Here is a 25,252-nt window from a genome sequence, read left to right on the forward strand (position 1 = left end):
ATCACTTCCCGATCAACCCGCGCGGCCCGCCCGCGATCAGCAACGCCACATCCGCCATCGCGCGTGTCGGCGACAGCCCGGGCGGCACCGCGATATAGCGCGGCCGCCATTCTGGGCGGAACTTTTGCTTGAAGGCCCGCAGCCCTTCAAAGTTGTAGAAAGCACCGCCGTGGCGATAGATGAAGCGGCCAAAGCGGTTCCAAAGCCGTTCGACCGAGCGCGTCGACAAACCCGACAATGGAGCCACGCCCAGACTGAACTCTGCCGCGCCCATGTCGCGGAAGTGTTCGAGCAGGGAAAGGAACAAGAACTCCATCATCCCCGAGGCCTCCTCGGGCAGATAGCGCATCAGGTCGATCGAGATCTGGCGGCCATCGCCGGGCGCCATGATGTTGGCAAAGGCCAGAATCCGCCCCTCGCGCCGCACCAGCGCTATGGGAAAGCGGTTCAGATAGTCCGGATCGAACCGGCCAACGGAAAAGCCCTTTTCGCGCCCCGATTTGCCGCCTAGCCAACTGTCGGATATGACCCGCAACTCTTCGATCAGCGCAGGCGAATGCGGCGGCATCGTGATCTCCATCGACAGCCCTTCGCGCAGACGTTTGTTGTAGGCCGCGCGCATGGACTTGAAGCTGCTGCCGCTCAGGCTGAAGTCTGGTAACAGGACGATAGCCTCTTCGCCGACCTTGTGCAGGCCCAGACCCATCTCGACGAAAATCGGCAGGTTTTCCGGGCCGACTTCGTAGAAAAGGGGCTGGCCGTTGGCGCGGCGGGCCAGATCAATGAAGGCCCAGCACAGGGCCGGAAATTCCGCCGGATTGCCGATCGGATCGCCAAAGGCCACCCAGCGCCGCCCCTGCACGCCGTACATCAGGAACGAACTGCCGGTGTCGGAAAACAGGAACTGCTTGTCCCCTGACAACGCAAGACAGCCTTGCGGTTGCCCTGCCCTGTCCAAGATCGCGCTGACGGCGCTCAGAACCCCCGCGTCCTGTGCCGACACCGGTTTGCGACGCACCGGGCGCAGGGCGGTGAATACGCCAAAGGTCAGCAACAGCGCCGAGGCCAAAAGCCCCGCCCGCAGCGCGCGCGGCGTGTCTGCCCCATGCGCGATCTCGGTCCAAAGATCGTTGGAATAGGGTGTCGTGCGATGCAGGAAAAAGAAGAACCCGGCCGCGGCCACCACGACGCCAAAGACCAGCAGGAACCACGCCGCGCTGAATACGCCTTCGGTCAGCTTGGCCTGTCGGGGGAAGCCGCCCGCGAAAGGCAGCAGCAGCAGCGCCCCAGAGATCAGCAGCGCCGCAGTCTCAAAGTCCAGATCGTTCAACAGGGCGGCAAAGGCCCCAAGGGTCAGCGCAAGCAGCGTCAGCAGGAAGGCCGCCCTGATCCTGCGCGCAAGCCCATGCGACAGCACCAGCAGGACCACGCCGGTCATTGCCGACAGCAGCGTTCCGCCCTCAAGCAACAGCGCCGCGACGAACTCACCTTCGACAAGCGCGCTGTCGCGGGCCGAGGGGATCACCGAAACCACCAGCAGATAAGCCCCGAACCCAAAGGTCACGAGCGCCGCCAGCGATGGCGCGATGCCGTGCACCGCTTCGATGGCCGGGCGCGAACTGTCCGGGATGCGGCCCGCAAGGCGACTGATCATGCCCCCGGCCAGACGGGCCTCGTTCAACGAGACCAGCACAAAGCCCAAGGCAAAGGGCACCAGATAATAGATGATGCGGAACAGAACCAGTGCCGCCGCGGCATCGCTGACCGCTGCGCTGGCGGGCAATGTTCCGATCACCACCGTTTCAAACACGCCGATCCCGCCGGGGACGTGGCTGAGAACGCCGACCATGGTCGCGATGGCATAGATCGCAACGAACGAGCTGAAATCCGGCGTTCCGGCCGGCATCAGAACCCACAGCGTAAAGGCTGCAGCAATGACATCGAAAACGGTGATCACCAGTTGAGCCGCGAGGCTTTTCGGGGACGGCAGGCGCAGGTCAAAGCGCCAGATCTGCAACCGGCGCTGCCCGACGGATATGTAAAGGATCAGCGCGACAGAGACCAACAGGACGGCCAACGCCCCAAAGCGCACGACATCGGGCGGCAGGCTGAGGACCGGCGCGATCACTGTGGGATGAATGCCGAGCGCGGCAAGGCCGATCAAGGTCAGGCCGGTGCCCAAAGCGGCGGCGATATAGCCCGAAACCGTAGCGACATCAAATGCGTCGAGACCAAAGGCCGAATAGATCCGATAGCGCACGGCGGCCCCGGAAACGATGCTGACCCCGATGGTATTGCCAAGCGCATATCCAAGAAACCCGCCGAACCAGACGACACGGGCAGGCAGGGATTTCCCAATAAAGCGCAAGGCAAGCGCGTCATATCCAATCAGCGCGACATAGGCGACCGCCGTTGCCGAGAAGGCCAGCGCCAAAGCGTTGAACGGCGTCGCCTTGATCTGCACCATGACCAGCGCCGGATCGACCGAATGCATCAGGTGGCTCAGCGCATAAAGGCCAAGTCCGAACAGAGCGACCCCCATTAAAATCGGCAGGGATCGGCGAAGCGCGCTCAGGTTCGGCGTGGTCATGGTTTGCCTTGGCCCTTGTCGATGATGCGGGTTCGCTATGCTGGTAGGCCATAGACCGGGCCACTGTAAACATCGGCGGATGCAAGAAGGCCGTTTGTTACCGATTTTCAAGCTTTTGGAAACGCCCCGCCCAGCCAGTCGGACGCGGCTCAGCCATCGAAAAACGGCATGGAGAGGCCAAAGAAATCAGCCAGCAGAATGAAGTTCAGGCTCAACACCGCAATCGCCCCGAGCAACGCAAGCACACGCAACACGGGGCCAACCCGAAACGCCCCCATGATGTCGCGCCGGGCCGAGAATATGATCAGCGCCACCATCGGCACCGGCAGCGCGATGGACAGGATGACCTGACTCATGACAAGGGCCTGCGTGGCGTTCACGCCCATCGCCACCACCGCAAAGGCGGGCACCATGGTCACCAACCGGCGCAGCCAGATCGGCACCTGAATGTGCAGGAATCCCTGCATGATCATCTGGCCCGCCATTGTCCCCACCACCGAACTGGACACCCCCGAAGCGATCAGAGATGTCAGGAACATGCCCGCCGCCGCCGCGCCCAACAAGGGCGTCAGAGTGTGGTAGGCGGTCTCGATTTCGGCAACCTCGGAGTGACCCTGATGAAAGGCACTGGCCGCCATCATCACCATCGCCATGTTGACCATCCCGGCCACGGCCAATGCCAGAACGACTTCGACGTTCGAAAAGTTCAGCACCTTGCGCCGATCATCGTCGTTGCGCACGTCCGCCCGCGACTGGGTCAGCCCGGAATGCAGATAGATGGCATGCGGCATGACGGTTGCGCCGATGATCCCGACCGCAATGGTCAGCGCCGCGCTGTCGGGCAGAACCGGTTGCATCATGCCCAGCCCGGTCGCAGCCCAGTCGACCGGCGCGATCACCAGTTCGGCCAGATAACACAGTCCGATCACCCCAACCATGGCGCCGATGATCAGCTCCATCGGGCGAAAGCCCTGCCGTTCGAACATCAAAATGGCATAGGTCACGATCGCCGTGACAGTCATGCCCACGATCAGCGGCAGGCCGAACAACAGCGACAAGCCGATCGCGCCGCCCAGAAACTCTGCCAGATCGGTGGCCATCGCGGCCACTTCACTGACGCCCCACATAATCCAGACGATGGGCTTGGGGAAATGATCGCGCGACAGCTCGGCAAGGTTCTTGCCGGTCACGATCCCCAGACGCGCCGAAAGCGACTGGAACAGCATGGCAATGAGGTTGGCCAGCAGAACCACCCAAAGCAGGGTATAGCCATATCCCGCCCCCGCCTGAATGTTGGTCGCATAATTGCCCGGGTCCATATAGGCGACCGAAGCAATGATCGCCGGACCGGCAAACAGAAACCGGCTGCGCCAATCGCGGCGCTCGCCGCTGAGCACATCGGAAATGCCTTTGCGTGTCTTTTTGGTCAGGCTCTGCATGGTTGGATACCGGAAAAGGCTGCGTCTTGCAGATATAGCCAAAGCTATCTTTTCTACAAGGCTAAATTCAAGATTGCCTGGCCTTGGTCCTGGAATATACTGGTGTGACTGATAAGCCTTGGCTATACATTACCCCTACCGCCTTGTCCCGGAAAGCTCCCATGCCAGACACGCCGCATCACCCGCAGCAACAAGCCGACCGTTTTACCCGGGCGCGTCAGGTGCAATCGGTGGCCTTGCTTGAGGATTACGTCGAGATGATCGGCGATCTATTGAGCGAGTTGGGCGAAGCCCGGGTGGCCGATATTGCCGAACGTATGGGCGTTGCCCAGCCCACGGCAACCAAGGCCATCGCCCGGCTGAAACGCGAAGGGTTGGCCACCGCCCGTCCCTATCGCGGCGTATTTCTGACGGAAGAAGGGGCCGCGCTGGCCGACCGTGTGCGCGCGCGTCACCGCACCGTTGTCGAACTGCTTGTCGCCGTGGGTGTCCCGGGCGATGTGGCCGAAATGGACGCCGAAGGGATCGAGCACCACGTGTCGGATCGCACACTGGCGGCCTTCGAGGCGTTTCTCAAAGACCGCTAAAGCTTTGGTCCGTCAGGGGCGAAGCCGTCTGGGGATCACTGCGACGGTAGATCGAAGATCTGCCCGGGATAAATCAGGTCGGGATCGCGGATGCGGTCTTTGTTGGCCTCGAAAACCTTGATGTAATCCATCCCCTCGCCATAGCGGTTCCGTGCGATCGCCCAAAGCGTATTGCCCGGTTGCACCGTGATGGCGGTGATGGGCCCGCCCACTGGGGCGGCCGCAAGCGCCTCGGGGCTTTCGCGCAGGAAGGGGCTTTCGACGCGGGCAATGACCTCGCCTGCCGCGTCCAGTTGATCAACGCGCAACGTGTAGGTGCCGGTGTCGATCGCCGGCAAGGTGACCCGCCAGCGCCCGTCGGCGCGAATGCGCGAGGTCGTCACCGGGGCATTGTCCAGATAGACCCGGACAAAGGCGGTTTGATCGCCACGTCCAGACAACAAAACCTCGCCTGCCTCGTCATAGTTGATGGAATCCAGCGCGACGTCGCCGGGGGCCAGAGGTGCGGTTGGCAGAACCTCAACGCCGCGCGACGAGGACAACAGAACCGCTGGCGCTTGTGTAGCTGGGGCCGGATTGATCGGAGGAGGCGCGGCTTTGGGCGCAGGGGCGGCGTCCTTTGCGATCACCTCTGGCGCTTCGGCGGGCAAAGGGGCCACAGCGGCCAATTCCGTGGTCACATCCGGGGCGGTTTGGGCAACTTGAGGTGCCTTGGCCGGCACAGTCTCAGGCTGAGCGATCTGAACCTCTTGCGGTGCCTTGGCCCGCGTTTCGGGCGCAGGCTGGGCAGGTTTGGTTTCGGGTGCGGCGGGTTCAGTCTCGGTCAGACCGGGTTTGCCGGGGTCCAGCACCGCGAGCTGCTCGTCCCTCGGCTTTGGCTTTGGCTTTGCGGTGGCGACGACCGGCACCGGCGCGATGATCACTTCCTCGTCCGAGGTCAGTTCCTCGGCGCCCAGCTTTTGCAACAGCCTCAGCACATGCGACTGATCGCTGGCGACAAGGTCCAGAAAGACAACAAAGCGGCCGTCCGGGCCGATCTGTGTGTTGGCCATGGCATCGCCATCTACCATCACCTCAAGCGTGGCACCGGGGGTGCCCGCGCCAGCCACAAGGGTGCTGCCGCCCGGCTCGGCGCGCACCAGATCGAACCGAGGACCAAGGGCGGCCGCGGCCTTTGGAGGTTCGGCGGTTTGCACGGCGGGTTCGGGCGCGGACTGCGGTTCAGCCAACGGTTGGTCTGGCACGGGTTGCGGCGCTTCAAACGGTTTGTCCTGCGGCGGCTGAAGCACCGCTTCTTCGGACTGGTCCGGCTTGGCAGCGGGCAGTTGCGCCGGGTCCGCCTTCAAAGCGGCGTCGGGCGCCGAAGGGGCCGCCGGTTGACTGGGCGTGTCGACCTCCGGGGCGACCAAGGCCGCCTTCACGGGCGCAGCTTTACGCCCCAATAACTTGTCCAGATCAATCACGCCTGTGGCAACCAAAACGGCCGCTGCCGCCAATGTTCCCGTGCCGCCTATCGCGGCATAGAGTGCCAGTTTGCTCATCGCAGTTCCATGACCTGTTCCCATCCCCCCGGACCCGCGCGCATGCGCGCGGTTGAGCGTGTATATCAACCAGCTTATCAAGGGTCAAAAGCCCTTTTCCACAAGCTTCGGAGCGCCCCCATGTCCACCAAATCCATCTGCGTCTACTGTGGTTCGCGTTATGGCACGCAAAGCGCCTATGCCGACGAGGCCTCCGCCCTTGGCCAGATCATCGCTGCCGAGGGCTGGCGGCTGGTGTACGGCGCAGGTGACGTGGGGCTGATGGGCACCATTGCCCGCGCCACCCAAGAGGCCGGCGGCGAGACATTCGGCGTGATCCCCACCCACCTTATGCGCAAGGAGGTCGGCAAGACCGACCTGACGACCTTTGTCATCACGGAAACCATGCACGAGCGCAAGAAGGTCATGCTGATGAACGCCGATGCGGTGGTGGTCATGCCCGGCGGTCCGGGGTCGCTGGACGAATTCTTTGAGGTGCTGACATGGCGCCAGCTTGGGCTGCACGACAAGCCGATCATCCTGCTGGATACCATGGGCTATTGGGGGCCGTTGCGCGGGTTGTTGCAGCATACGGTGGATCACGGCTTTGCCGAGGCAAGCCTGCTGGATTTCGTTCAGAGCGGCGCTTCGGCCAGCGAGGTCGCGGCGCTTTTGCGGCGCGCCCTGTCCTGAGAGATGCTGACCCAGGAATAGATCGCCAGCGCCAGCCAGATCAGCGCAAAGGCCACGGCGTGATAGCCGGTAAAGCTTTCGCCAAAGATCACCACGGCGCAGAAGAATTGCAGCGTCGGGTTGAGGTATTGCAGCAAGCCCACGGTGGACAGGCTGATCTTTTGCGCCGCCTTGGAAAACAGGATCAGCGGCAGCGCTGTCAGCAGCCCAGAAAACGCCAAGAGCGCCGAAGTGCGAAGGTCATGGCCAAAGACCCCCTGCCCGTGACTGTGCAGCCAGCCCAGCCAGATGATCCCGATCGGCGACAGCAGCGTGACTTCGGCGGTCACCGAGACAACCGGCCCGGTGCTCAGCCGCTTCTTGACGATACCGTAAAGACCAAAAGTCAGGGCCAGCGTCAGCGATATCCAGGGCGCCGCGCCCAGACCCCATGTCAATTGCGCAACGCCCAGTGCCGCCAGCGCCACCGCCAGCCATTGCCAGCGGCCCAGACGCTCTTTCATCACGACAACGCCCAGAAGCACCGCTACGAGGGGGAACATGTAGTAGCCCAGCGAGGTTTCGGTGACGCGGCCGATCTGTACGGAAAAGATGAACAGAAACCAGTTGACCGAGATCATCAGCGCCGCAAACCCCAAGATCGCGGCAGCGCGCGGGCTCCGCAATGTTTCGCGCAGCACGCCAAGGCGCCCCTGAAACGCCAGCAAGGCGGCAAAGGTCACCAGCGACCAAAGCGTGCGATGGGCCAGCAACTCAAGCGGCGGCACATTGGTCAACAGTTTGTAATACAAGGGAGACAGCCCCCAGATCATACAAGCGCCGATCATGGCCAGAATGCCGGTCTTGCTGTCGCTCATGCCTTGCCTCAGTCGATTGCCCTGCCAGAAAGCGCGACGCTACGCCCCCTCGCCCGCAGGGGCAAGGGGCGGCTGATCTGCTGTGAAAGTCAAAGCCGACGGCAGGGCATCGCGAGATCTCAGAGAGCGAATTCCTGCGTCAACAGCTTTTCGATCTGGTCGATCGGGTGATTGGTCAGGGTCTTGTCGATCTCGGCCACAACGCGGTCGCGCACCTCTTTGTGCATCTTGCCGCGCAGCTCGCCCAGAATGGCAGGCGGCGCCACCAGCACAATGCGCCCGAACGCGCCGCTGTGGGCCTGCTTGTACAAAATCTCTGCCAGTTCATCGGCAAAGCGTTCTTTCGCCAATTCGTGCCAATCGGTGTCGTCCATGGTCGATTTCTGGCCTGGGCTGCCGCCGGTATTGCGGCCCGGACGGTTGGCCGATTGCTCCCGGTCCGACGGGTTGTCCTGCTGTTCGATACGCACAACGTTCAGATCGGGGTCTTGCGCATCAAGGTCATTGCGCAGGAACAGGGCTTTTTCACCATCAGCAATCAGAACCCACGTACCTTTGGTCAGTATGGCCATATCAACACTCCTTGGTTGTCAGGGTTGCAGACTAAGCCGCGTCCGCGCGCAGTACTTTAGCCCCTGTTAAGCATAACCCCGGAAAGACCGGCAAAGTTCCGGCTGCCGAGCAATTTTGCCCAATGCATGCCCCATTCCGCGCCTAACCCAAAAGACCGCCCCACGGACAGGGAAACGCCCCCAAAACGCCGGAGCCCCGCTGCAAGATGCCCGTCTATATCGTTGATCCGAACTCGACCGAGCCGCGCCATCTGGCCTCTGTCGATGTCAAATTCTCGGGGTTGCATATTGGCGGCGGCATCTATTTCAGCGCCAACCACTATCCAACGGTTGGAGGCACCTCGAAGGCGATCCCGCAACGCTCGTTGATCGGCGAGGCCGAGCAGCACAATACGGTGGAATACGACTATACCCTGCCGGCCGGGGCCGATCCGTGGGATGCCTACCGTGACGATCTGAATGGCGATGGCACACCCGATGCCATCAAGGCAGGCTATGACATGTCGCTGCATGTGGGGGACACGCTGGCGTCGGGGTCATTCTATGATGGCCCGTCGGTGCCCCTGCTGATTGCCAATGATCCCAACGATCTGAGCGGCACAGTCTATATCACCGGCTATCCCGGCAGCGCCACCTCGCTTGACGGGCAGGAAGGCACCTTGCACGAAACCTATGGCACCATCGGCGGCTATACCGCGCAGGATGTCGGGGGCGATGCAGGCGGCTATTTCACAATCAACGACGCGCAGGTTCTGACCGGTATGTCGGGCGGCGGCACCTATCTGGATTACGATTCCGATGGCGACGGCACGGTCGAGACCTATGCCATCGGGACGGTGACGCGCTCGGGCTTTATCGACTATCCGAATCCGGTCCCGGATCAGTATTTCGCCGAGGTCACATCGTTTTCCCCCCACTACGCCAAGCTGGCCGCCACCATCGAAGGGCTGACAGGCGCGGATGCACGCACCGCCGATGATTTCGGACGCAACGTGCTGCTCTCAGCGCAGACTTTGGGGGCAAGCCTGACCACCGTGCAGGGGCAGTTCTTTCACGAGGATATCTATGGCGGGGTGAATGCCGATACGCTACTGGGCGCTGGGGGAAACGATCTGCTGCTTGGGAAGGAAGCCGACGATCTTCTGGACGGCGGCGACGGGCAGGATACGCTGATCGGAGGCACCGGCAGCGATACCCTGACCGGGGGCGCGGGCGCCGATCGCTTTACGGTCGAGGCGGCCGCGTCGGAAACAGATGTGATCAGCGACTTTGACCAGACGGTCGATGACCTTGACCTGTCGCTGTACTTCGACACCCTGCAAGACGCGATGGACGCCGCCACGGCCGTTGGGCCGGACACGGTGATCGACCTGAGCCAAGGCACCCTGCCCGCCGCCGCTGGCGCCGGATCGGTTCAGGTGTTGAACTTTTCCCCGGCGAGCTTGACTGCCAGCAACGTGATGGTCGCCTGTTTTACCGCAGGCACGCGTGTCTTGACCAAGACCGGCCCGCGCGTTGTCGAGGCGCTGCGCCCCGGTGACAGGGTCTGGACACGGGACAACGGGTTTCAGCCCCTGCGCGAACTGGCGGTGCGCCGCCTGTCGCCTGCCGATCTGCGCCTCGCGCCGCACCTGTGCCCGATTAGGATCAAAGCTGGCACACTTGGCGATGGCGTGCCCGCGCGCAATCTGACGGTTTCGCCCCAGCACCGCGTCCTGATCAGCGGCCCCATCGTCCAGCGCATGCTGGGCGAGACCGAGGCGCTGGTGCCCGCACGCAAGCTCTGCGTTCTGAAGGGCGTGCGGCAGATCCCGCCCGACGCAGCTGTGCGCTATGTCCATCTGGTCTTTGCCCGGCACGAAATCGTTTCCGCCGAGGGCTGTCTGAGCGAAAGCTTCTACCCCGGCGACGCCACGCTGGCCGCCCTGCCCGCCCGTCAGGCCGAAGCCTACCTTGACCTGTTCCACACCCTGCTGCCCGCGCGGCTTTTGCTGTGCGAAGGTCGGGCCGAGCGGCTTGTGCTGCGTCACAGGCGGAATGGCAAACCATTGCAGCAGGCCACAATGCAAGGGCCGGTGTGACCCGCCGGGACATCGCCACGGCCGCCTGCCCCGCGCCCAGCCGCAAACGAAAAACCGGGGCGCGTTTCCGCACCCCGGTTTTCGATATCATCCTCGCCGAATAGTTGTTCGGCGTCAGCTGTCTTACAGACGGCCCGCGACGTTTTCCCAGTTCACCAGGTTGTCGAGGAAGTTGGCCAGATAGGCCGGACGCTTGTTGCGGAAGTCGATGTAGTAGGAATGTTCCCACACATCGCAGCCCAGCAGCGCGGTCTGTCCAAAGCACAGCGGGTTGACGCCGTTTTCGGTCTTGGTGACTTTCAGGCCGCCATCGCTGTCCTTGACCAGCCAGCACCAGCCCGAGCCGAATTGGCCCGCACCTGCGGCGCTGAAATCTTCCTTGAACTTTTCGACGGTGCCAAAGCTGTCCTTGATCGCCGCTTCCAGTTCGGACGGCATGCCGCCGCCGCCCGGGCCCATCATTTCCCAGAACTGAGTGTGGTTCCAGTGCTGCGAGGCGTTGTTGAAGATACCATTCTGCGCAACCGCGCCGGCATCATAGGTGCCTTTGATGATGTCTTCGAGGGACTTGCCCTCCCACTCGGTGCCAGCGATCAGCTTGGAGCCGTTGTCGACATAAGCCTTGTGGTGGATGTCGTGGTGATACTCCAGCGTTTCCTTGCTCATGCCTTTGCTTGCCAATGCGTCGTGCGCATAGGGAAGATCGGGAAGTTCGAATGCCATTTGGTGACCCCTCCGTGTTAAGTCATTGTCCTGCCGCTATACCTGTCCCTGAACAGGTGGCGCGTCAAGGTCTGGCGGGGAATTGGTCAGCGCGGCGCGCAGTTTCCCCGGGCAAAGCTGCGCTGGTTGCGCTCCAGCAGAAATGCCGTGACCGACACCGCGCCCGTGGCCTTTTTCAGCACCGCGCGGTACTTCAGCTTGATCTGGTTTCCCTGCATCGACGGCAGCGTGATCCGCCAGGTGAAGTCGAATTCATCAGCCGTGTTCTTGCGCACCTTCACGTCGACAGGCTTTTTGTCGTTGTGCTTGTAAATCGCCCCGTCGAGGATCTGGATGGTGCCGTTCGGCCGTTGGTACAGGCTGAATTGCGGCATGACCCAGTCCCGCTTGGTGCGATCCATCTTGCAGGTCAGATCCAGATCACCGGCCTGTGCCGCCGTCCCGGTCAGGGCGCAAACCAGCGCGAGTGCCTTGGAAATTCGTGTAAACATCATGATCTCAATTCCATGTCCTAACATAGAAACGCCGCAGCCCAAAGACTGCGGCACACCACCGGTCGGCGGTACACTTACTTCAGCGGCTTGACTTCGCACTTGCCTTTGCCGGTGAAAATATTGGTATAGCCAAGCGGCAGCCCGGACATAGAAAGGACGCCTGTCGCCTTGAGATAGGTCGCCGTGTAGTTGATCGTTGCACGATGGTTGGAGCGGTCCTTGATTTTGACAGTCCAGGCAAACGTCGTGCGTTTGTTGTTGTCGGTCTTCACGCGGCCATTGATTGGCTTGCGATCGTTGTAATGCAAAATGATCGGGTCCGAGACGACAACCGAATCGTCCACTTGATCATGCCCGATGAAAAGAACTTCGGGCAGCCACCCTTGGCCTGCACTGGCGTCGATCTTGCACTCATAGCCAACGGATTTCGCATTGGCAGTGCCGGACACACCGATAAGCGCAACAAGCAGGGCGGAAGAAAAAAATCGTGACATGGTAATCCTTCTGGTTTGGTGCCCCCTAATTACCAATCCATCACACGACCACAAGCCATCAGACGCCAAACAGCGTCATTTTTCTGCACCCCCGTCAGACAATTTTCAGTCGTGATATACGGCACTTGCCGGATGTGCCGCTGTTTTCAGCAGGTCAAAGACATAGTCCGCAACCGAGCGGAAGCAGATCACCTGCGCATGGGTTTCCGAGCGCATCCAAAAGGCTGCCGCGACCTGTGCAAGACGGGTGCGCCTCAGCTCGCCCACAGGCAGAGCCTCGGGCGACAGATCGGCGGGCGACAGCTTGGCCAGCACTTCGCGGGTCTTGTCACCAGTGATGTGAAACACCGCCCGCGCGTCGGATACATTGACGGCCAACGCATGGCTGCCGCTGAGCAGACTTGTCATGGTTTGCGAAGCGACTGCGGCCTCGCCATAGGGGCAGAGCACCAGCAATTCGTCCGGGGACATCCAGAGGATACCGCGTTCGTCCACGCAATTGGCGCCGCGCTGCTTGGGCATGTCGACCCCCGCGACGCCCGTCGCTGCGTTCTTGATGTCAGACGAAGCAAGATCGCCGCGCAGGGTGATCATGCCCAGCGGGCCGACTTCCTGGATCTGGACCAGCCCGTCATAGCTGGCGTTCTTGAGGGGGCTGACAGGTTCAGACATTCTGCTTTTCCCCTTCCGGGTCATAGAAGATGGGGCTGACAATCTTGGTCGGGATCATCGTGACGCCATCGTCGCGGGCGAATTCGATCACTTCGCCCATGCGGTCCGGGCCGTGCAGGACAAGACCCATGGCGATGCCTTTGTTCAGTGTCGGCGAATGATAGGTCGAGGTCACGCGGCCTTGGGTATTGCGCTGGCCGTTGGCATTGCTGCCCTCAGCCACCGCATAGGCGCCATCGGGCAAGGTGCTGCCGTCCAGTGTCTCCAACCCGACAAGTTTCCAGCGGTTCGGATCGGCCATATGGCTGCGTTCCTGCGCGCGCTTGCCGATGAAGTCCTCTTTCTTTTTCGAGATCGCCCAGTCCAGTCCCAGATCCTGCGGGATCACGGTGCCGTCGGTTTCGTCCCCGATCATGATAAAGCCCTTCTCGGCCCGCATGATGTGCAGGCACTCGGTGCCATAGGGCGTCACGTTCCACTGCGCGCCAACTTGCATGCACAGATCCCAGAAAGCCTGTCCGTGGCTGGCGGGCACGGCGATTTCATAGCTCAACTCTCCGGAAAAGCTGATGCGATAGACCCGCACCGGGAAGCCCGCCAATTCGCCATCCGCCCAAGCCATGAAGGGCAATGTTTCCTTCGAAACATCCATGCCGCCGAGCGCCTCAAGCAGGTGGCGGGCATTGGGGCCGACCACGGCGATCTGGGCGTGTTGTTCGGTGACATTGGCGGTATAGACCTGCCAATCCCACCATTCACACTGCAGCCAATCCTCCATATGGGCGTGGATGCGATCCGCGCCGCCTGTAGTGGTGTGGCACAAGAAGGTCTCATCATCGATGCGCGCAACCACGCCGTCGTCGGACAGAAAGCCGTTTTCGCTGCACATCAGGCCGTAACGGCATTTGCCCGGCTTCAGCGTCGACATCATGTTGGTGTACATCATGTCGAGGAACCGGCCAGCATCCGGCCCTTTGACGATGATCTTGCCAAGGGTCGACGCATCAAGCAGGCCAAGGCTGTCGCGGGTTGCCTTGACCTCGCGCATGACGGCGTCGTGCTTGCTTTCGCCCGGTTTGGTAAAGCAATAGGGCCGCCGCCAATGGCCGACGGGTTCCCACTCGGCGCCATTGGCCGCGTGCCAGGCGTGCATCGGGGTCTTGCGCAGCGGCTGGAAGATCTCGCCGCGCGCCTCGCCGCCGATGGCGCCCATCGAGATCGGCGTATAAGGCGGGCGGAAGGTGGTTGTGCCGACCTGCGGGATATCCTCACCCAACGCGTTAGAAAGTGTTGCCAAACCGTTAATATTGCTGAGCTTACCCTGATCGGTCGCCATGCCCAGCGTGGTGTAGCGCTTGGTGTGTTCGACCGACTCATAGCCTTCGCGCGCAGCCAGCTGCACATCCGAAACTTTGACGTCGTTCTGATAATCGAGCCAGGACTTTGACCGCAGTTCAATACCTGCGCCCTGCGGCATCAGCCAGACCGGCGCCATCAGAGCTTCGGCCGGTGCATCGGCCTGCGGAGCGGCGGTTCCGGCCTTGGCACGGGCACCGCAACGCTCGGCGGCAGTTTTCCCTGCTTCATGAGCATCTTGCAGCGCGTCATTCAAGTGAAGGAACCCGTTGGCAGTGCCGGCAGTGATGACAAAAGGCTGGCCATCATGGCTGGTCGGCGCGCGGCTGGGATCGGGGCGGAAAAAGGCGTTTTCCACGTCCCAGGTCAGCTTGCCACCGCAATGCGACCAAAGATGCACCACCGGAGACCAGCCGCCTGACATGGCGACGCATTCGCAGGCGATCTCATCAACCATGGCACCTTCGCCCGCTTGCGAGCTGATGACCACGCCGGTGACACGCTTGCCGCCTTTGACCTTGGCCACCGCCTGCCCCTGATGCACGACGATACCCGCCGCCTTGGCCTGCGCCACAAGCGCCGGGTCGACCGCATGAACACGCACGTCAATGATGACCGGAACCGAAAGGCCGGCCTCATGGATCGCCAGAGCGGTGCGATAGGCATCGTCGTTGTTGGTGACCACCACGGTGCGATCACCGATCGAGACACCGTAGTTCACTACATAGTCACGCACCGCGCTGGCCAGAATGACGCCGGGAATATCGTTGCCGGCAAAGGAAATCGGGCGCTCGATGGCACCTGTGGCGGTAACCACCTGCTTGGCCCGGATCTTCCAAAGGCGATGGCGCGGGCCGTCTGCCTTGGGGTTGTGATCGGTAAGACGCTCATAGCCCAGCACATAGCCGTGGTCATAAACCCCTGCCCCCATGGTCCGGCTGCGCAGAGTGACATTTGGCAGATCATCCAGCACCTGCAGGGTTTCACTGACCCAATCCTGAGCGGTTTTGCCATCGATTTCGCCGCCATCGACCAGCGTGCGACCGCCCCAATCGGCAGTCTGTTCGATCAGCAGCACCTTGGCACCGCTTTCACCCGCCGCCCGCGCCGCCTGAAGCCCGGCAACGCCGCCGCCGACCACCAGAACATCAACATGAGCATAGAAATGCTCGTAAGTGTCAGGATCGCGGGTTTCGGGATCGGGGGCTTTGCCAAGGCCCGCGCTTTGCCGGATGAAGGGCTCGTACACATGCTTCCAGAAGCTGCGCGGGTACATGAACATCTTGTAATAGAAACCCGCGGGAAGGAACCGCGAGACCAGCTGGTTCAGCGCGCCGACGTCATATTCGAGGCTCGGCCAGTGGTTCTGGGAGGTTGCTTGCAGCCCGTCGAACAGCTCGGTCGTGGTGGCGCGCTGGTTCGGCTCGTGGGTGTTGCCTTGGCCAAGGTTGACCAGCGCATTGGGTTCCTCGGCGCCCGAGGCGACAATGCCGCGCGGGCGGTGGTATTTAAAGCTGCGGCCCACCAGCATCTGGTCATTCGCCAGAAGCGCCGAGGCCAGCGTGTCACCCTTGAAGCCCTTGAAACGCTTGCCGTTGAAGGTGAATTCGATCTGTGTACTGCGGTCGGTCAGACGACCGCCCTTGGCGAGACGGGTGCTCATGTGTCAGACGCCTTTGCTTTGAGGTTGGCGCTGGAGGGCTGACTGCCCCCAGACCCCCCGAGGATATTTTTGGACCAGTGGAACATCAGGAAAAGTCGCGCCACGACCAGCCGGGGCGTTTGGCGGTGATGGCGTCCCTGATGTGTTTTGGTGGTTCGGTTGTCTGGGCGGGATAGGTGCCGAAGACTTCCATGGTGTTGGTGTCGCGCGCAGCGAGAAACCATTTGCCGCAACCATAGGCATGGCGCCAGCGCTCGAAATGCACGCCCTTAGGGTTTTCACGCATGAAAAGATAGCCTTCGAACTGATCGTCATCGGAGCCGGGGCCAAAGCGTTTCAGATGCGCTTCGCCGCCAGCGGACAGTTCGGTTTCGTCGGCTTGCACGCCACAACAGGGGCATTCAAGGATCAGCATGGGGCCATTCCTTTTGACATGTAACGCGGCGCTGCCATAGCCTGAGCCGCATGGAAGAAGGCTTTGATATCACGCCCTATTTGCAGATTGCGCCCTTGGCACTGCTGTTGATCGTCGCACTTTTCCTTGTGTTCCGCGGGTTGCGAAACAAAGGCAATGGCGCGAACCACAAAGCGCCTTGGGCGGGAAATTTGGACGACTGACATCAATGTGCCACCCCCGCCGCGACGCTTTCGTCGATGAATTTGCCTTCGCGGAAACGGTACATCGTGAATTCTTCGGTCAAGGGCGAGTGGCCGCGCGCCATCAACTCGGCCATGCCCCAGCCCGAGCCGGGGATCGCCTTGAAGCCGCCGGTGCCCCAGCCGCAGTTCATGAAAATGCCTTCGACGGGGGTTTTCGACAGGATGGGTGAGCGGTCACCCGTCATGTCCACGATGCCGCCCCATTGCCGCAGCATCTTGAGGCGCGAGACCATCGGGAAGGTTTCGATCAGCGCCCGCACGGTTTCTTCGATGTGGTGGAAACTGCCGCGCTGGGTGTAGGCGTTGTAGCTGTCCGTGCCGCCGCCGATGACCATTTCGCCCTTGTCAGACTGGCTCATGTAGCCGTGCACGGTGTTGGCCATGACCACGCAGTCCATCACCGGCTTGATCGGTTCCGAGACCAGCGCCTGAAGCGGCGCGGATTCGATCGGCAGACGGAAGCCCGCCATTTCCGCCAGCACGCCCGAATGGCCCGCCACGACGATGCCCAGCTTGTCGCAGTCGATCTCGCCCTGGGTCGTGCTGACGCCTTTGACTTTGCCGCCTTCCTGACGGATGCCGGTGACTTCGCATTGCTGGATGATGTCCATGCCCATATCGCTGCAGGCGCGGGCATAGCCCCAGGCCACAGCATCGTGGCGCGCGGTGCCGCCCCGGGCCTGCCACAACCCGCCCAGAACCGGATAACGCGGTCCGGCCAGATTGATGATCGGCACGATTTCCTTGACGCGCTTGGGCGAAATGAACTCGGTCTTGACGCCTTGCAGGGCGTTGGCATGGGCCGTGCGCTGATAGCCGCGCACCTCGTGTTCGGTCTGCGCCAGCATGATCACGCCGCGCGGCGAGAACATGACGTTGTAGTTCAGGTCCTGACTCATCGTCTCGTACAGGCTGCGCGCCTTTTCGTAGATCGCGGCAGATGGATCCTGAAGGTAGTTCGAGCGGATGATCGTGGTGTTGCGCCCGGTGTTGCCGCCGCCAAGCCAGCCTTTTTCGATCACCGCCACATTGGTGATGCCAAAATTGCGGCCAAGGTAATAGGCGGTGGCAAGGCCGTGCCCGCCTGCCCCGACGATCACCACATCGTACCGCCGCTTGGGCGTGGCTTTGCGCCATGCGCGTTGCCAACCGGTGTGATAGCGCGCTGCCTCTCGGGCGATGGCGAAGACGGAATAGCGTTTCTTGGGCGTCATGGCGTCGAATCCGGAAATGGCCGTTCAAGGGTTTCCTTAAAGGTGATAGCCCGTTGGGCGGCGGCTGCAACCGTCACAATGCCGTGCAGTTGCGACATGGGAGCCCATGGCGGGCATTGTGCGGCCATTTGCCCTTTTTTCCTGCGCCCTACGCCTATACATGCATTGGGCGGAATAGGAGACAAGCACCGATGATGTTCTGGATCGTTACGGCAGGGATGGGGTTGGCAGTGGCGGCGCTTTTGGCGCGGGCCATGGTGCGCAACAAGGCCGAGGCGATCCCGACCGAAGCATTTGATTTGCAGGTCTATCGCGACCAGCTCAAGGAAATCGAGCGCGACGCCGAGCGCGGCGTCATTCCCCCCGAAGAGGCCGAGCGCCTGCGCACCGAGGTCTCGCGCCGCATTCTGTCGGCTGATGCCAAAGCTGCTTCTGCCAAGACCTCTGACACCAAAAGTGGTGGCAGCAAAGGAATGGCGGCGCTGGTCGCGCTGCTGGTCGTCGGTGGGGGCTTTGGCGTCTATATGCTGATCGGCGCGCCCGGCTATCCTGACTTGCCGCTCAAGGGCCGGATCGAGGCCGCCAAGGACGCGCTTGAAAACCGCCCCGCGCAGGCCGAGGCAGAGGCCAGCATGCCCGCCGCCCCGCCCGTGGATGCACCGCAGGAATACATCGATCTGGTCAAACGCCTGCGCGATGCCGTGGCTGCGCGCCCCGATGACCTTCAGGGTCATGTGCTGCTCGCCCGGTCCGAGGCGGCACTTGGCAATTACGCTCAGGCCGCTGTCGCGCTGGCCCGCATCGCAGAACTTAAGGGCGACGAGGCCACCGCCAAGGATTTCGCCGATCTCGCTGACATGATGGTGATCGCGGCGGGCGGCTATGTCTCGCCCGAGGCGCAAAAAGCCGTGGAAGAAGCCTTGGCCCGCGATCCGGAAAACGGTGTCGCACGCTATTATGGCGGGTTGATGATGGCGCAGACCGGGCGCCCGGACGTGGCCTTTCGCATGTGGGATACATTGCTGCGCGAAAGCCCCGCCAACGCGCCTTGGATGCCGCCGATTCGCCAGCAGATGGAGGATCTGGCCTTCCGCGCCGGCGTGACGGATTACCAACTGCCCGCACTGCCGGGCCAACGCGGCCCCAGCCAGGCTGATGTGGCCAACGCGGCCACTATGACCGCCGAAGAGCGGCAGGACATGATCCGGGGCATGGTCGGCCAACTCTCTGACCGTCTGGCCTCTGAGGGAGGGCCGCCGCAGGATTGGGCGCGGCTGATTTCGTCATTGGGCGTTCTGGGCGATACCGATCAGGCCAAGGCCATCTGGGCTGAGGCACAAAATGTCTTTGCTGACAAACCCGACATGCTGGCCACGATCCGGGCTGCCGCCGAAAGCGCCGGGATTGCGGACTGACGCCCGTGCTTTGTCCTTTCCCCTACGGGGCGCGCGCCCCCTTTCCTAGATTTACCAAAGGCACAGCCCGATGATCCATGACGATATAGCCGATTTCGCGTCTGATCTGCCGCCAATGACGGCGCTGGCCGGGCTGGACCTTGGCACCAAGACCATCGGCGTGGCGGTTTCGGACGGGCTTCGCTCCATCGCGACGCCTCTGGAAACCATCAAACGCAAGAAATTCACGGTCGACGCCGACGCCCTTATGGAGATCCTGAAGAAGCGCCAGATCACCGGCATCGTTCTTGGCTTGCCGCGCAACATGGATGGCACCGAAGGCGCGCGCTGCCAATCGACCCGTGCCTTTGCCCGCAATTTTGCCAGACTTTGGGATGGCCCAATCACCTTTTGGGATGAACGCCTGTCCACCGTTGCCGCCGAGCGCGCGCTTCTGGAGGCGGATACGTCGCGAAAACGTCGCGCTGAGGTGATCGACCACGTCGCCGCGTCGTATATTCTGCAAGGGGCGCTGGACCGCCTGCGACACCTTGGGTAAAGGTCTGTTATGAGTGACGAAATCTGGAAACGCGACGAAATCGAAAGCCCTTGCACCAAGGTCTGCGTGATCCACCCCGAGGCGCGCCTGTGCACCGGGTGCCTGCGCTCGATTGATGAAATCACGCAATGGGCCCGTTTGTCCCCCGAAACACGCCGCGCCGTCATGGCCGAATTGCCCGGCCGCCGGGCACAGATTGCGCAACGCCGCGGTGGACGGGCGGCGCGTTTGAAACGCGAACTGGGCTAGAGGTTCCCAAGGGGGGCGGCACAGGTCGTCCCGGTGAAAAGCGGGCCGCCCATGACCCTCAGGCCGAGGCCGCCATCAAGGTGACATTGCCGCTGCCAAAGCTGCCCGCTCCGCCCGCGATCGTCGCGACGTCAAAACTTTGCCCATCTACGGTCAGGCTGACCAGAGCATCGCCCCCCGAGGCCGTCACGCTAACCGAGGATGTCGCCAACAGCGCGCTTGGCAATTCGACCAGCAGAACGTCCTGATCAGGCCCCGTTGTGTCGAAATCCGAGATGACAGCCGCCGTTCCCGACGGCGTGTTCACCGCATCGAATGTGTAAACCAGAGTGTCAGGCCCTTCGCCGCCCGCCACCTCGATGGCGCCGTTCAGATCAATCACGTCCTGACCGGCTCCGCCAAAGACATATTCCGCCGAGATCGTGTCATTGCCTGCACCGCCATCTGCGGTATCCTCGCCGCGATAGCCGATGATCTCATCATCGCCGTCGCCGCCATCCAGACTGTCGTTCTGGTTGCCGCCCTCAAGCCAATCGTCGCCGTTGCCACCGATCAAGGTATCGCCGCTGCCCTGACCGCCATAGCGGTTGATCATTAGATGATCGTCGCCATCGCCACCGCGCATCAGGTTGCTGCCATATTCACCGCGCAGAAAATCATCTCCTGCCCCGCCGTCCAGCGTGTCATCCCCGGCGCTGGAATAGAGCAGGTCATCGCCCTCTCCGCCAGTCAGGCTGTCGTCGCCGTAGCCGCCATAAAGGGTGTCGTCGCCGGTCCCGCCGTCAAAGAAATCGTCGCCCGCACCCGCGATCATCTTGTCGTCGCCGTCACCGCCAAAGCCGGTGTCATCGCCTGCTTCGCCAATGAGTTTGTCGTCATTGGCGCCGCCGGACAGATAGTCGTCGCCGTCGCCGCCAACAAGCTTGTCCTCACCGAGGTTCCCGCTGAGGCTATCGTCCCCTGCTTCACCATGCAAAGTGTCATCACCGCCATTGCCTTCGACCTCATCATTGCCATCGCCGGCATAGATCAGGTCATTGCCAAACAGCGCCTGATAGAAAGAGTCGCCCTGCCCCAAATCGACGGAATCGTCGCCGTTTGTACTTTCGGTCGGATCTGCTGGATCAACCGGTTTATCAACGGCATTGTCGTCGCCACCTCCGCCATCAAGGCCGACCAGACTGCCGATCAAAAGAAGTGGAAGTAAGGATAGAAGTAAAAACATAACGTTCCCCCGAAAATTGTACGGGTTAACAGTTCACTAAAGCCACATTTTTGCCAATATCTTTATGATGTTATCGCCGTTCCAGAAACAATCTGACCGCTCGGCAGGGATTGATCACCCGATATGAGGGGGCCCTGGACGCGCGCCAGCCCCTAAGCTGAAAACAGGCGCGGACCCCGTCATCCGGGGTCCAGCGATCAGCCCCAAAGCGCCTTGCGCAGCATATTGGCGGCCACGATCAGGATGAACACCGCAAAGATTCGGCGCAGCGTCATCGCTGGCAGCGCATGGGCCAGTTTCGCCCCCCAAGGCGTGGTGATCAGCGTCATCGATACCGCGATCAAGAAGGCAGGCAGATTCACAGCGCCAATGGTAAAGGGCGGCGCGCCTTCGACACCCAGCAGCAAAAAGCCGATCACCGACGGCACCGCAATCAGCAGACCAAAGCCTGCCGCCGTCGCCACTGCCCGATGCATCGGCATGTTGTAAAGCGTCATGAGCGGCACGCCAAAGCTGCCCCCGCCAATGCCCATCAGCACCGACATGAAGCCCACCAGTGGCGACAGCATTGCCCGCGCGATCCCTGTCGGCATGGCCTGCCCCAGACGCCAGTGCTGACGTCCAAAGGCCATATACAGGCCCACCAGCCCGGCCAGCACGCCAAAGATCACCGCCAGCACGGCAGACCTGAGGCTCGCCGCTGTCAGCATCCCAAGCGCCGCGCCGATCACGATGCCCGGCGCCCATGTTTTCAGCACGTCCCAGTCCACCGCGCCCTTTTTGTTGTGCGAATGCACCGACCGGATCGAAGTGACGATGATCGAGGCCAGCGATGTCGCCAGACAGACTTGCATCAGCTGCGGGCCGCCAAAACCCAGACCCGAAAAGACAAAGAAGAAAACCGGCACCAAAACGATGCCTCCGCCGACCCCAAACAGCCCTGCCAACACCCCGGCAAAGGCCGAGGACGCCATTAATAGCAGCAACAGGGGAAGAAGGGTCGGGATATCATAGGTCATGCGGCGCGTCCTTGCTCGATTTCCAGCAAAGCCTCTTCGACCAACTCCGGCCCGGCACCCGCACGCGAGGCCCCTTCCGAAAGCACCCGCCGCCAATTCCGTGCGCCGGGGCGTCCTGCGAATAGGCCCAGCATATGGCGCGTCACCTGATGCAGTTTCCCCCCCAAGGTCAAGTGCCGCTCGATATAAGGCAGCATTTCCAGCGCAACGCTTTCGGCGGTCTTGCCGCTGGGCGCAGTTCCAAAGACGCGCTCATCCGCCGCGCCCAGAATGTCCCACGGGCGATGATAGGCCCCGCGCCCGATCATCACACCGTCCAGCCCCCGATCCAGCCAGTCGCAGGCCTGATCGAGCGTTTCGATCCCGCCATTTACCGACAGGTGGAGGTTTGGGAAAAGACCGCGCATCCGCTGGATCAGATCATACTCCAGCGGCGGAATATCCCGGTTCTCCTTGGGTGACAGCCCCTGAAGCCAGGCCTTGCGCGCATGGATCTGGATGCGGTTGCAATTGTTGGCACCCAGCATCGATAGGAACTCGGGCAGAACCTCGTCGGGGTTCTGGTCATCCACACCAATCCGGCATTTGACGGTAATCTCGGTCTGGGTCGCGTCCTGCATGGCGCGCACGCAATCGACCACCAGCTGCGGCGACTTCATCAGCACCGCGCCAAAAGTGCCCGATTGCACCCGGTCACTTGGGCAACCACAATTGAGGTTGATCTCATCATAACCCGCCTGCGCCCCCAGCCGCGCCGCCTTGGCAAGCTCGCCCGGGTCCGAGCCGCCCAGCTGCAGAGCGACGGGATGTTCCTCTGGATTATAGTCCAACAAATGCACCGCCCCGCCCCGCACCAAAGCAGGCGCTGTCACCATCTCGGTATATAGCAAGGCATGTTGGCTGATCAGCCGATGGAAAAACCGGCAATGCCGGTCGGTCCAATCCATCATCGGCGCAATAGACAGGCGATAAGCCCTTGATGCGCTTGTTTTTGATGTATTTTCCGCCTTCATCGAGTCATACCATTTTGGCTCATTTTGCCCCAATTACCCCCGTTTAGTCATACCGTATGACTCCGAGTCATACCTAAATCTACGGAGTCATACGAGATGGCAACCTTCGCCGAACGCCGCCGCAAGGACGGAACAACCAAGATCATGGCCCAGATCGTCCGCACCGTTGGGGGAGAGCGATATAACGAATCCAAGACCTTTGACAAACGCAAGACAGCAGAGACCTGGGCCAAGACCCGCGAGCGGGAGATCGACGCCGAATTTGCAGCCGGACGGAAGATCGGCAAACGGAGCGAGAAGCGCGTCACTCTGGGGGATGCCATCGACCGATACGAGAAAGAGTCCATGCAGGAGATCGGCGACACGAAGACCCAAGTCCTGCGGACGATCAGGACCGAGTATGACATCGCGGAGATGCGCTGCGACGAAATCGAGTCCAAGCACATCGTGAGCTTCGTCCAGTCGCTCTACGACCGCCCCGGACTGAACTCCCCCTCAACGGCAGGGAACTACCTGTCGCACCTCTCCAGCGTCTTCGCGGTGGCACGCCCGTTGTGGGGATTCCCGCTGGACCAGCAGGCTGTCAGGGACGCCCATACGGTCTGCTCGAAGATGGGCATCGTAAGCAAATCCGACGAGCGCTCCCGGCGTCCTACGCTGGACGAACTGGACCGGCTCATGGACCACTTCCAGCGCGCCACGCTGGCGGACAAGCGCACGCTGCCCATGCACCTCGTGACCGCCTTCGCGTTGTTCAGCACCCGCCGTCAGGCGGAGATATGCCGGATCACATGGGAGGACTACGACGCAGACGCCCAGCGCATCATGGTTCGCGGAATGAAGAACCCCGGCAAGAAAAAGGGCGTGGACACGATGGTGGAACTGCCGGACCCCTGCTGCGCCATCATCGCGGCCATGCCGAAGGTAGAAGAGCGCATCTTCCCGTTCAACGAGGACACGGTCAGTAGGCGCTTCACCGATGCCTGCAAGTTTCTGGAGATCGACGACCTGCACTTTCACGACCTCCGCCACGAAGGGGCATCCAGACTGGCGGAGATGGGGCGCACCGTGCCTCAACTCGCCGCTGTGACCGGGCACAAGGCATGGAAGAGCTTGGAGCGCTATACCCACGTCAGGCAGATCGGCGACAAGTATGCGGGCTGTGAGTGGATCGCTAAGGTAACGGGCGGGGCTGGATGAGGCTCCCGCCCCGCTAACGCGGGGCATCAGGCGTGACAGCATCAGGGGCGTGACAGCATCACGGCGTAGCGGCAGGGCCTCTGTGCGCCCTTTCTGTTGGCCGTAGCGTGACGAGGGGGGCGTATGACGCCTACGGAGGCGGAGGGGTGTCTGTGGCGGCGTCTGAGGGCTGCGTGTTCAGATCACCAAGTCGAGCGGCAAGTCCGCGATGTCGCGCAGCCTCTGACCGTCGATCATGGTTTCGACCAACTCCAGCGTCTCACGTTCCTGCTCACGCAGGGTCTCGACAAGCTCTGGCAGGGCGAAATTGTATACGCAGTCCATGTCGCCTGTGCCCATGGCGATCGAGGCGATGCGTGAAGGCGCTGGCTCTGCCGTTACGGCCACGATATGCGGCAGGCGTCCCTTGCGGTTGCGGACGAGGTTCAGAGCCTCCGAGCGGGTGTTCTGGACGCGGTCGGAGCGGATCGTCAGCTTGCAGCTAACCGAAGCATGGAGCGTAGGCTTGACCCCATTCGCCTCCCGCAACGCCGTCTTCCTTGCCACGGTGTCGTCAACCAGAAGCCGGTTCCGATTGATGCTGGCGTCCGGTTCGGGATGGCGCAGGACGACAACGTCCGGTTTGATGAGATAATCGCTCCCGAGGAGGGTCCGAAGCTCCTTGTTCTTGTCGGACAGGATACGCAATTCTTCGAGATGGGCATATTGGTCGAACTGCGCGATGGCCTGCCCCTTCGCGACCTCGAAGGCACCGGGGCGGAGATGTAGGAGTTGCTTGAAACAGTCGTCGATGAAGTTCTGACACGCCGTTTCGAACATGCTGCCTGCGGTCTGCCCCGCCGGTTTCTCCGCGTAGCTTTTGGTCTTGCCGATCTTAGCCACAACGCTTGTCGCGATCTCCCGGCTGGGGCGGTTCGACACATCAGCGATTGAGGGCACACCTTTGGTCTCGCTGATGGGGCCACCGGCGCAAGCGCC

General features: G+C 61.8%; 23 protein-coding genes. 7 read left to right on the forward strand and 16 right to left on the reverse strand.

Annotated elements, in window-relative coordinates; translation table 11 throughout:
* Position 1 precedes the first annotated feature (1 nt).
* Positions 2-2,590, reverse strand: a complete 2,589-nt coding sequence (gene mprF, locus ACOYQJ_RS20235; protein ID WP_422907821.1) for a bifunctional lysylphosphatidylglycerol flippase/synthetase MprF — start codon at positions 2,588-2,590, stop codon at positions 2-4.
* 149 nt (positions 2,591-2,739) lie between these two features.
* Positions 2,740-4,029 carry an Nramp family divalent metal transporter gene (locus ACOYQJ_RS20240; protein WP_422907822.1) on the reverse strand — a complete coding sequence of 430 codons (1,290 nt, stop codon included), beginning with the start codon at positions 4,027-4,029 and terminating at the stop codon, positions 2,740-2,742.
* 161 nt (positions 4,030-4,190) lie between these two features.
* Between ACOYQJ_RS20240 and mntR the strand changes: the two genes are divergently transcribed.
* The gene (mntR, locus tag ACOYQJ_RS20245; protein WP_422907823.1) at positions 4,191-4,616 is read left to right on the forward strand and encodes a manganese-binding transcriptional regulator MntR; all 426 of its coding nucleotides are present in this window, start codon (positions 4,191-4,193) and stop codon (positions 4,614-4,616) included.
* Between the two features lie 35 nt (positions 4,617-4,651).
* Here mntR and ACOYQJ_RS20250 read toward each other — a convergent pair whose 3' ends face one another.
* The gene (locus ACOYQJ_RS20250; RefSeq protein ID WP_422907824.1) at positions 4,652-6,157 is read right to left on the reverse strand and encodes a LysM peptidoglycan-binding domain-containing protein; all 1,506 of its coding nucleotides are present in this window, start codon (positions 6,155-6,157) and stop codon (positions 4,652-4,654) included.
* A 120-nt stretch (positions 6,158-6,277) separates the two neighbouring features.
* On the opposite strand from ACOYQJ_RS20250, the gene ACOYQJ_RS20255 reads away from it, so the two are divergent.
* Positions 6,278-6,829 (forward strand): LOG family protein, encoded by a 552-nt coding sequence (locus tag ACOYQJ_RS20255; RefSeq protein ID WP_422907825.1) that lies wholly within the window; start codon positions 6,278-6,280, stop codon positions 6,827-6,829.
* Here ACOYQJ_RS20255 and rarD read toward each other — a convergent pair.
* Together rarD and ACOYQJ_RS20265 are read right to left on the reverse strand one after the other, a co-directional pair.
* The gene (gene rarD, locus ACOYQJ_RS20260; RefSeq protein WP_422907826.1) at positions 6,772-7,686 is read right to left on the reverse strand and encodes an EamA family transporter RarD; all 915 of its coding nucleotides are present in this window, start codon (positions 7,684-7,686) and stop codon (positions 6,772-6,774) included. The two genes, ACOYQJ_RS20255 and rarD, sit on opposite strands and share 58 nt — an antisense overlap.
* 119 nt (positions 7,687-7,805) lie before the next feature.
* The gene (locus ACOYQJ_RS20265) at positions 7,806-8,258 is read right to left on the reverse strand and encodes a baeRF12 domain-containing protein (RefSeq protein WP_422907827.1); all 453 of its coding nucleotides are present in this window, start codon (positions 8,256-8,258) and stop codon (positions 7,806-7,808) included.
* Between the two features lie 206 nt (positions 8,259-8,464).
* Between ACOYQJ_RS20265 and ACOYQJ_RS20270 the strand changes: the two genes are divergently transcribed.
* Entirely contained in the window at positions 8,465-10,339 is a 1,875-nt protein-coding gene (locus ACOYQJ_RS20270) for a Hint domain-containing protein (RefSeq protein WP_422907828.1), read from the forward strand.
* A 123-nt stretch (positions 10,340-10,462) separates the two neighbouring features.
* Here ACOYQJ_RS20270 and ACOYQJ_RS20275 read toward each other — a convergent pair whose 3' ends face one another.
* The 7 genes from ACOYQJ_RS20275 to ACOYQJ_RS20305 form a co-directional block, all read right to left on the reverse strand.
* Complete coding sequence (locus ACOYQJ_RS20275) at positions 10,463-11,062, reverse strand: superoxide dismutase (RefSeq protein ID WP_422907829.1); 600 nt, start codon at positions 11,060-11,062, stop codon at positions 10,463-10,465.
* A gap of 86 nt (positions 11,063-11,148) precedes the next feature.
* The gene (locus ACOYQJ_RS20280; protein ID WP_422907830.1) at positions 11,149-11,556 is read right to left on the reverse strand and encodes a hypothetical protein; all 408 of its coding nucleotides are present in this window, start codon (positions 11,554-11,556) and stop codon (positions 11,149-11,151) included.
* Positions 11,557-11,630: 74 nt separating this feature from the next.
* Positions 11,631-12,050, reverse strand: coding sequence for a hypothetical protein (locus tag ACOYQJ_RS20285; protein WP_422907831.1), 420 nt, complete (start codon positions 12,048-12,050; stop codon positions 11,631-11,633).
* Between the two features lie 105 nt (positions 12,051-12,155).
* Positions 12,156-12,722 carry a sarcosine oxidase subunit gamma gene (locus ACOYQJ_RS20290; protein WP_422907832.1) on the reverse strand — a complete coding sequence of 189 codons (567 nt, stop codon included), beginning with the start codon at positions 12,720-12,722 and terminating at the stop codon, positions 12,156-12,158.
* Positions 12,715-15,741: a sarcosine oxidase subunit alpha family protein gene (locus tag ACOYQJ_RS20295; protein WP_422907833.1), complete on the reverse strand. Its 3,027-nt coding sequence runs from the start codon at positions 15,739-15,741 to the stop codon at positions 12,715-12,717. Before ACOYQJ_RS20295 ends, ACOYQJ_RS20290 begins: the two co-directional genes overlap by 8 nt.
* An 85-nt stretch (positions 15,742-15,826) precedes the next feature.
* On the reverse strand, positions 15,827-16,156 hold the full coding sequence (locus ACOYQJ_RS20300) for a sarcosine oxidase subunit delta (protein ID WP_422907834.1): 330 nt from the start codon (positions 16,154-16,156) through the stop codon (positions 15,827-15,829).
* A 205-nt stretch (positions 16,157-16,361) separates the two neighbouring features.
* Positions 16,362-17,615: a sarcosine oxidase subunit beta family protein gene (locus tag ACOYQJ_RS20305; RefSeq protein WP_422907835.1), complete on the reverse strand. Its 1,254-nt coding sequence runs from the start codon at positions 17,613-17,615 to the stop codon at positions 16,362-16,364.
* 191 nt (positions 17,616-17,806) lie between these two features.
* On the opposite strand from ACOYQJ_RS20305, the gene ccmI reads away from it, so the two are divergent.
* From ccmI to ACOYQJ_RS20320, 3 genes are all read left to right on the forward strand, one after another.
* A complete protein-coding gene (ccmI, locus tag ACOYQJ_RS20310; protein ID WP_422907836.1) occupies positions 17,807-19,030 on the forward strand; it encodes a c-type cytochrome biogenesis protein CcmI in 1,224 nt (407 codons plus the stop codon).
* Positions 19,031-19,100: 70 nt separating this feature from the next.
* Positions 19,101-19,568, forward strand: a complete 468-nt coding sequence (ruvX, locus tag ACOYQJ_RS20315) for a Holliday junction resolvase RuvX (RefSeq protein ID WP_422907837.1) — start codon at positions 19,101-19,103, stop codon at positions 19,566-19,568.
* 9 nt (positions 19,569-19,577) lie between these two features.
* Complete coding sequence (locus tag ACOYQJ_RS20320) at positions 19,578-19,817, forward strand: DUF1289 domain-containing protein (RefSeq protein ID WP_422907838.1); 240 nt, start codon at positions 19,578-19,580, stop codon at positions 19,815-19,817.
* A 58-nt stretch (positions 19,818-19,875) separates the two neighbouring features.
* On the opposite strand, the gene ACOYQJ_RS20325 is transcribed toward ACOYQJ_RS20320, so the two are convergent.
* From ACOYQJ_RS20325 to dusA, 3 genes are all read right to left on the reverse strand, one after another.
* Positions 19,876-21,042 (reverse strand): calcium-binding protein, encoded by a 1,167-nt coding sequence (locus tag ACOYQJ_RS20325; protein ID WP_422907839.1) that lies wholly within the window; start codon positions 21,040-21,042, stop codon positions 19,876-19,878.
* Positions 21,043-21,239: 197 nt separating this feature from the next.
* Positions 21,240-22,061: a sulfite exporter TauE/SafE family protein gene (locus tag ACOYQJ_RS20330; protein WP_422907840.1), complete on the reverse strand. Its 822-nt coding sequence runs from the start codon at positions 22,059-22,061 to the stop codon at positions 21,240-21,242.
* A complete protein-coding gene (gene dusA / locus ACOYQJ_RS20335) occupies positions 22,058-23,074 on the reverse strand; it encodes a tRNA dihydrouridine(20/20a) synthase DusA (protein WP_422907841.1) in 1,017 nt (338 codons plus the stop codon). The genes ACOYQJ_RS20330 and dusA overlap by 4 nt, the downstream gene beginning before the upstream one ends.
* 96 nt (positions 23,075-23,170) lie before the next feature.
* Between dusA and ACOYQJ_RS20340 the strand changes: the two genes are divergently transcribed.
* Positions 23,171-24,274 (forward strand): site-specific integrase, encoded by a 1,104-nt coding sequence (locus tag ACOYQJ_RS20340; protein ID WP_422907842.1) that lies wholly within the window; start codon positions 23,171-23,173, stop codon positions 24,272-24,274.
* Between the two features lie 177 nt (positions 24,275-24,451).
* Here the strand turns inward: ACOYQJ_RS20340 and ACOYQJ_RS20345 are convergent, their stop codons facing one another.
* Positions 24,452-25,213 (reverse strand): NgoMIV family type II restriction endonuclease, encoded by a 762-nt coding sequence (locus ACOYQJ_RS20345; protein ID WP_422907843.1) that lies wholly within the window; start codon positions 25,211-25,213, stop codon positions 24,452-24,454.
* Between the last annotated feature and the right edge of the window lie 39 nt (positions 25,214-25,252).

The organism is Pacificoceanicola algae, assembly GCF_049341065.1.
Lineage (GTDB): Bacteria > Pseudomonadota > Alphaproteobacteria > Rhodobacterales > Rhodobacteraceae > Pacificoceanicola.

Bases quoted from the DNA above. Each gene is read 5' to 3' on its own strand.
- mprF (WP_422907821.1), bottom strand. From the start codon at position 2,590: ATGACCACGCCGAACCTGAGCGCGCTTCGCCGATCCCTGCCGATTTTA.
- ACOYQJ_RS20240 (WP_422907822.1), bottom strand. From the start codon at position 4,029: ATGCAGAGCCTGACCAAAAAGACACGCAAAGGCATTTCCGATGTGCTC.
- mntR (WP_422907823.1), top strand. From the start codon at position 4,191: ATGCCAGACACGCCGCATCACCCGCAGCAACAAGCCGACCGTTTTACC.
- ACOYQJ_RS20250 (WP_422907824.1), bottom strand. From the start codon at position 6,157: ATGAGCAAACTGGCACTCTATGCCGCGATAGGCGGCACGGGAACATTG.
- ACOYQJ_RS20255 (WP_422907825.1), top strand. From the start codon at position 6,278: ATGTCCACCAAATCCATCTGCGTCTACTGTGGTTCGCGTTATGGCACG.
- rarD (WP_422907826.1), bottom strand. From the start codon at position 7,686: ATGAGCGACAGCAAGACCGGCATTCTGGCCATGATCGGCGCTTGTATG.
- ACOYQJ_RS20265 (WP_422907827.1), bottom strand. From the start codon at position 8,258: ATGGCCATACTGACCAAAGGTACGTGGGTTCTGATTGCTGATGGTGAA.
- ACOYQJ_RS20270 (WP_422907828.1), top strand. From the start codon at position 8,465: ATGCCCGTCTATATCGTTGATCCGAACTCGACCGAGCCGCGCCATCTG.
- ACOYQJ_RS20275 (WP_422907829.1), bottom strand. From the start codon at position 11,062: ATGGCATTCGAACTTCCCGATCTTCCCTATGCGCACGACGCATTGGCA.
- ACOYQJ_RS20280 (WP_422907830.1), bottom strand. From the start codon at position 11,556: ATGATGTTTACACGAATTTCCAAGGCACTCGCGCTGGTTTGCGCCCTG.
- ACOYQJ_RS20285 (WP_422907831.1), bottom strand. From the start codon at position 12,050: ATGTCACGATTTTTTTCTTCCGCCCTGCTTGTTGCGCTTATCGGTGTG.
- ACOYQJ_RS20290 (WP_422907832.1), bottom strand. From the start codon at position 12,722: ATGTCTGAACCTGTCAGCCCCCTCAAGAACGCCAGCTATGACGGGCTG.
- ACOYQJ_RS20295 (WP_422907833.1), bottom strand. From the start codon at position 15,741: ATGAGCACCCGTCTCGCCAAGGGCGGTCGTCTGACCGACCGCAGTACA.
- ACOYQJ_RS20300 (WP_422907834.1), bottom strand. From the start codon at position 16,156: ATGCTGATCCTTGAATGCCCCTGTTGTGGCGTGCAAGCCGACGAAACC.
- ACOYQJ_RS20305 (WP_422907835.1), bottom strand. From the start codon at position 17,615: ATGACGCCCAAGAAACGCTATTCCGTCTTCGCCATCGCCCGAGAGGCA.
- ccmI (WP_422907836.1), top strand. From the start codon at position 17,807: ATGATGTTCTGGATCGTTACGGCAGGGATGGGGTTGGCAGTGGCGGCG.
- ruvX (WP_422907837.1), top strand. From the start codon at position 19,101: ATGATCCATGACGATATAGCCGATTTCGCGTCTGATCTGCCGCCAATG.
- ACOYQJ_RS20320 (WP_422907838.1), top strand. From the start codon at position 19,578: ATGAGTGACGAAATCTGGAAACGCGACGAAATCGAAAGCCCTTGCACC.
- ACOYQJ_RS20325 (WP_422907839.1), bottom strand. From the start codon at position 21,042: ATGTTTTTACTTCTATCCTTACTTCCACTTCTTTTGATCGGCAGTCTG.
- ACOYQJ_RS20330 (WP_422907840.1), bottom strand. From the start codon at position 22,061: ATGACCTATGATATCCCGACCCTTCTTCCCCTGTTGCTGCTATTAATG.
- dusA (WP_422907841.1), bottom strand. From the start codon at position 23,074: ATGAAGGCGGAAAATACATCAAAAACAAGCGCATCAAGGGCTTATCGC.
- ACOYQJ_RS20340 (WP_422907842.1), top strand. From the start codon at position 23,171: ATGGCAACCTTCGCCGAACGCCGCCGCAAGGACGGAACAACCAAGATC.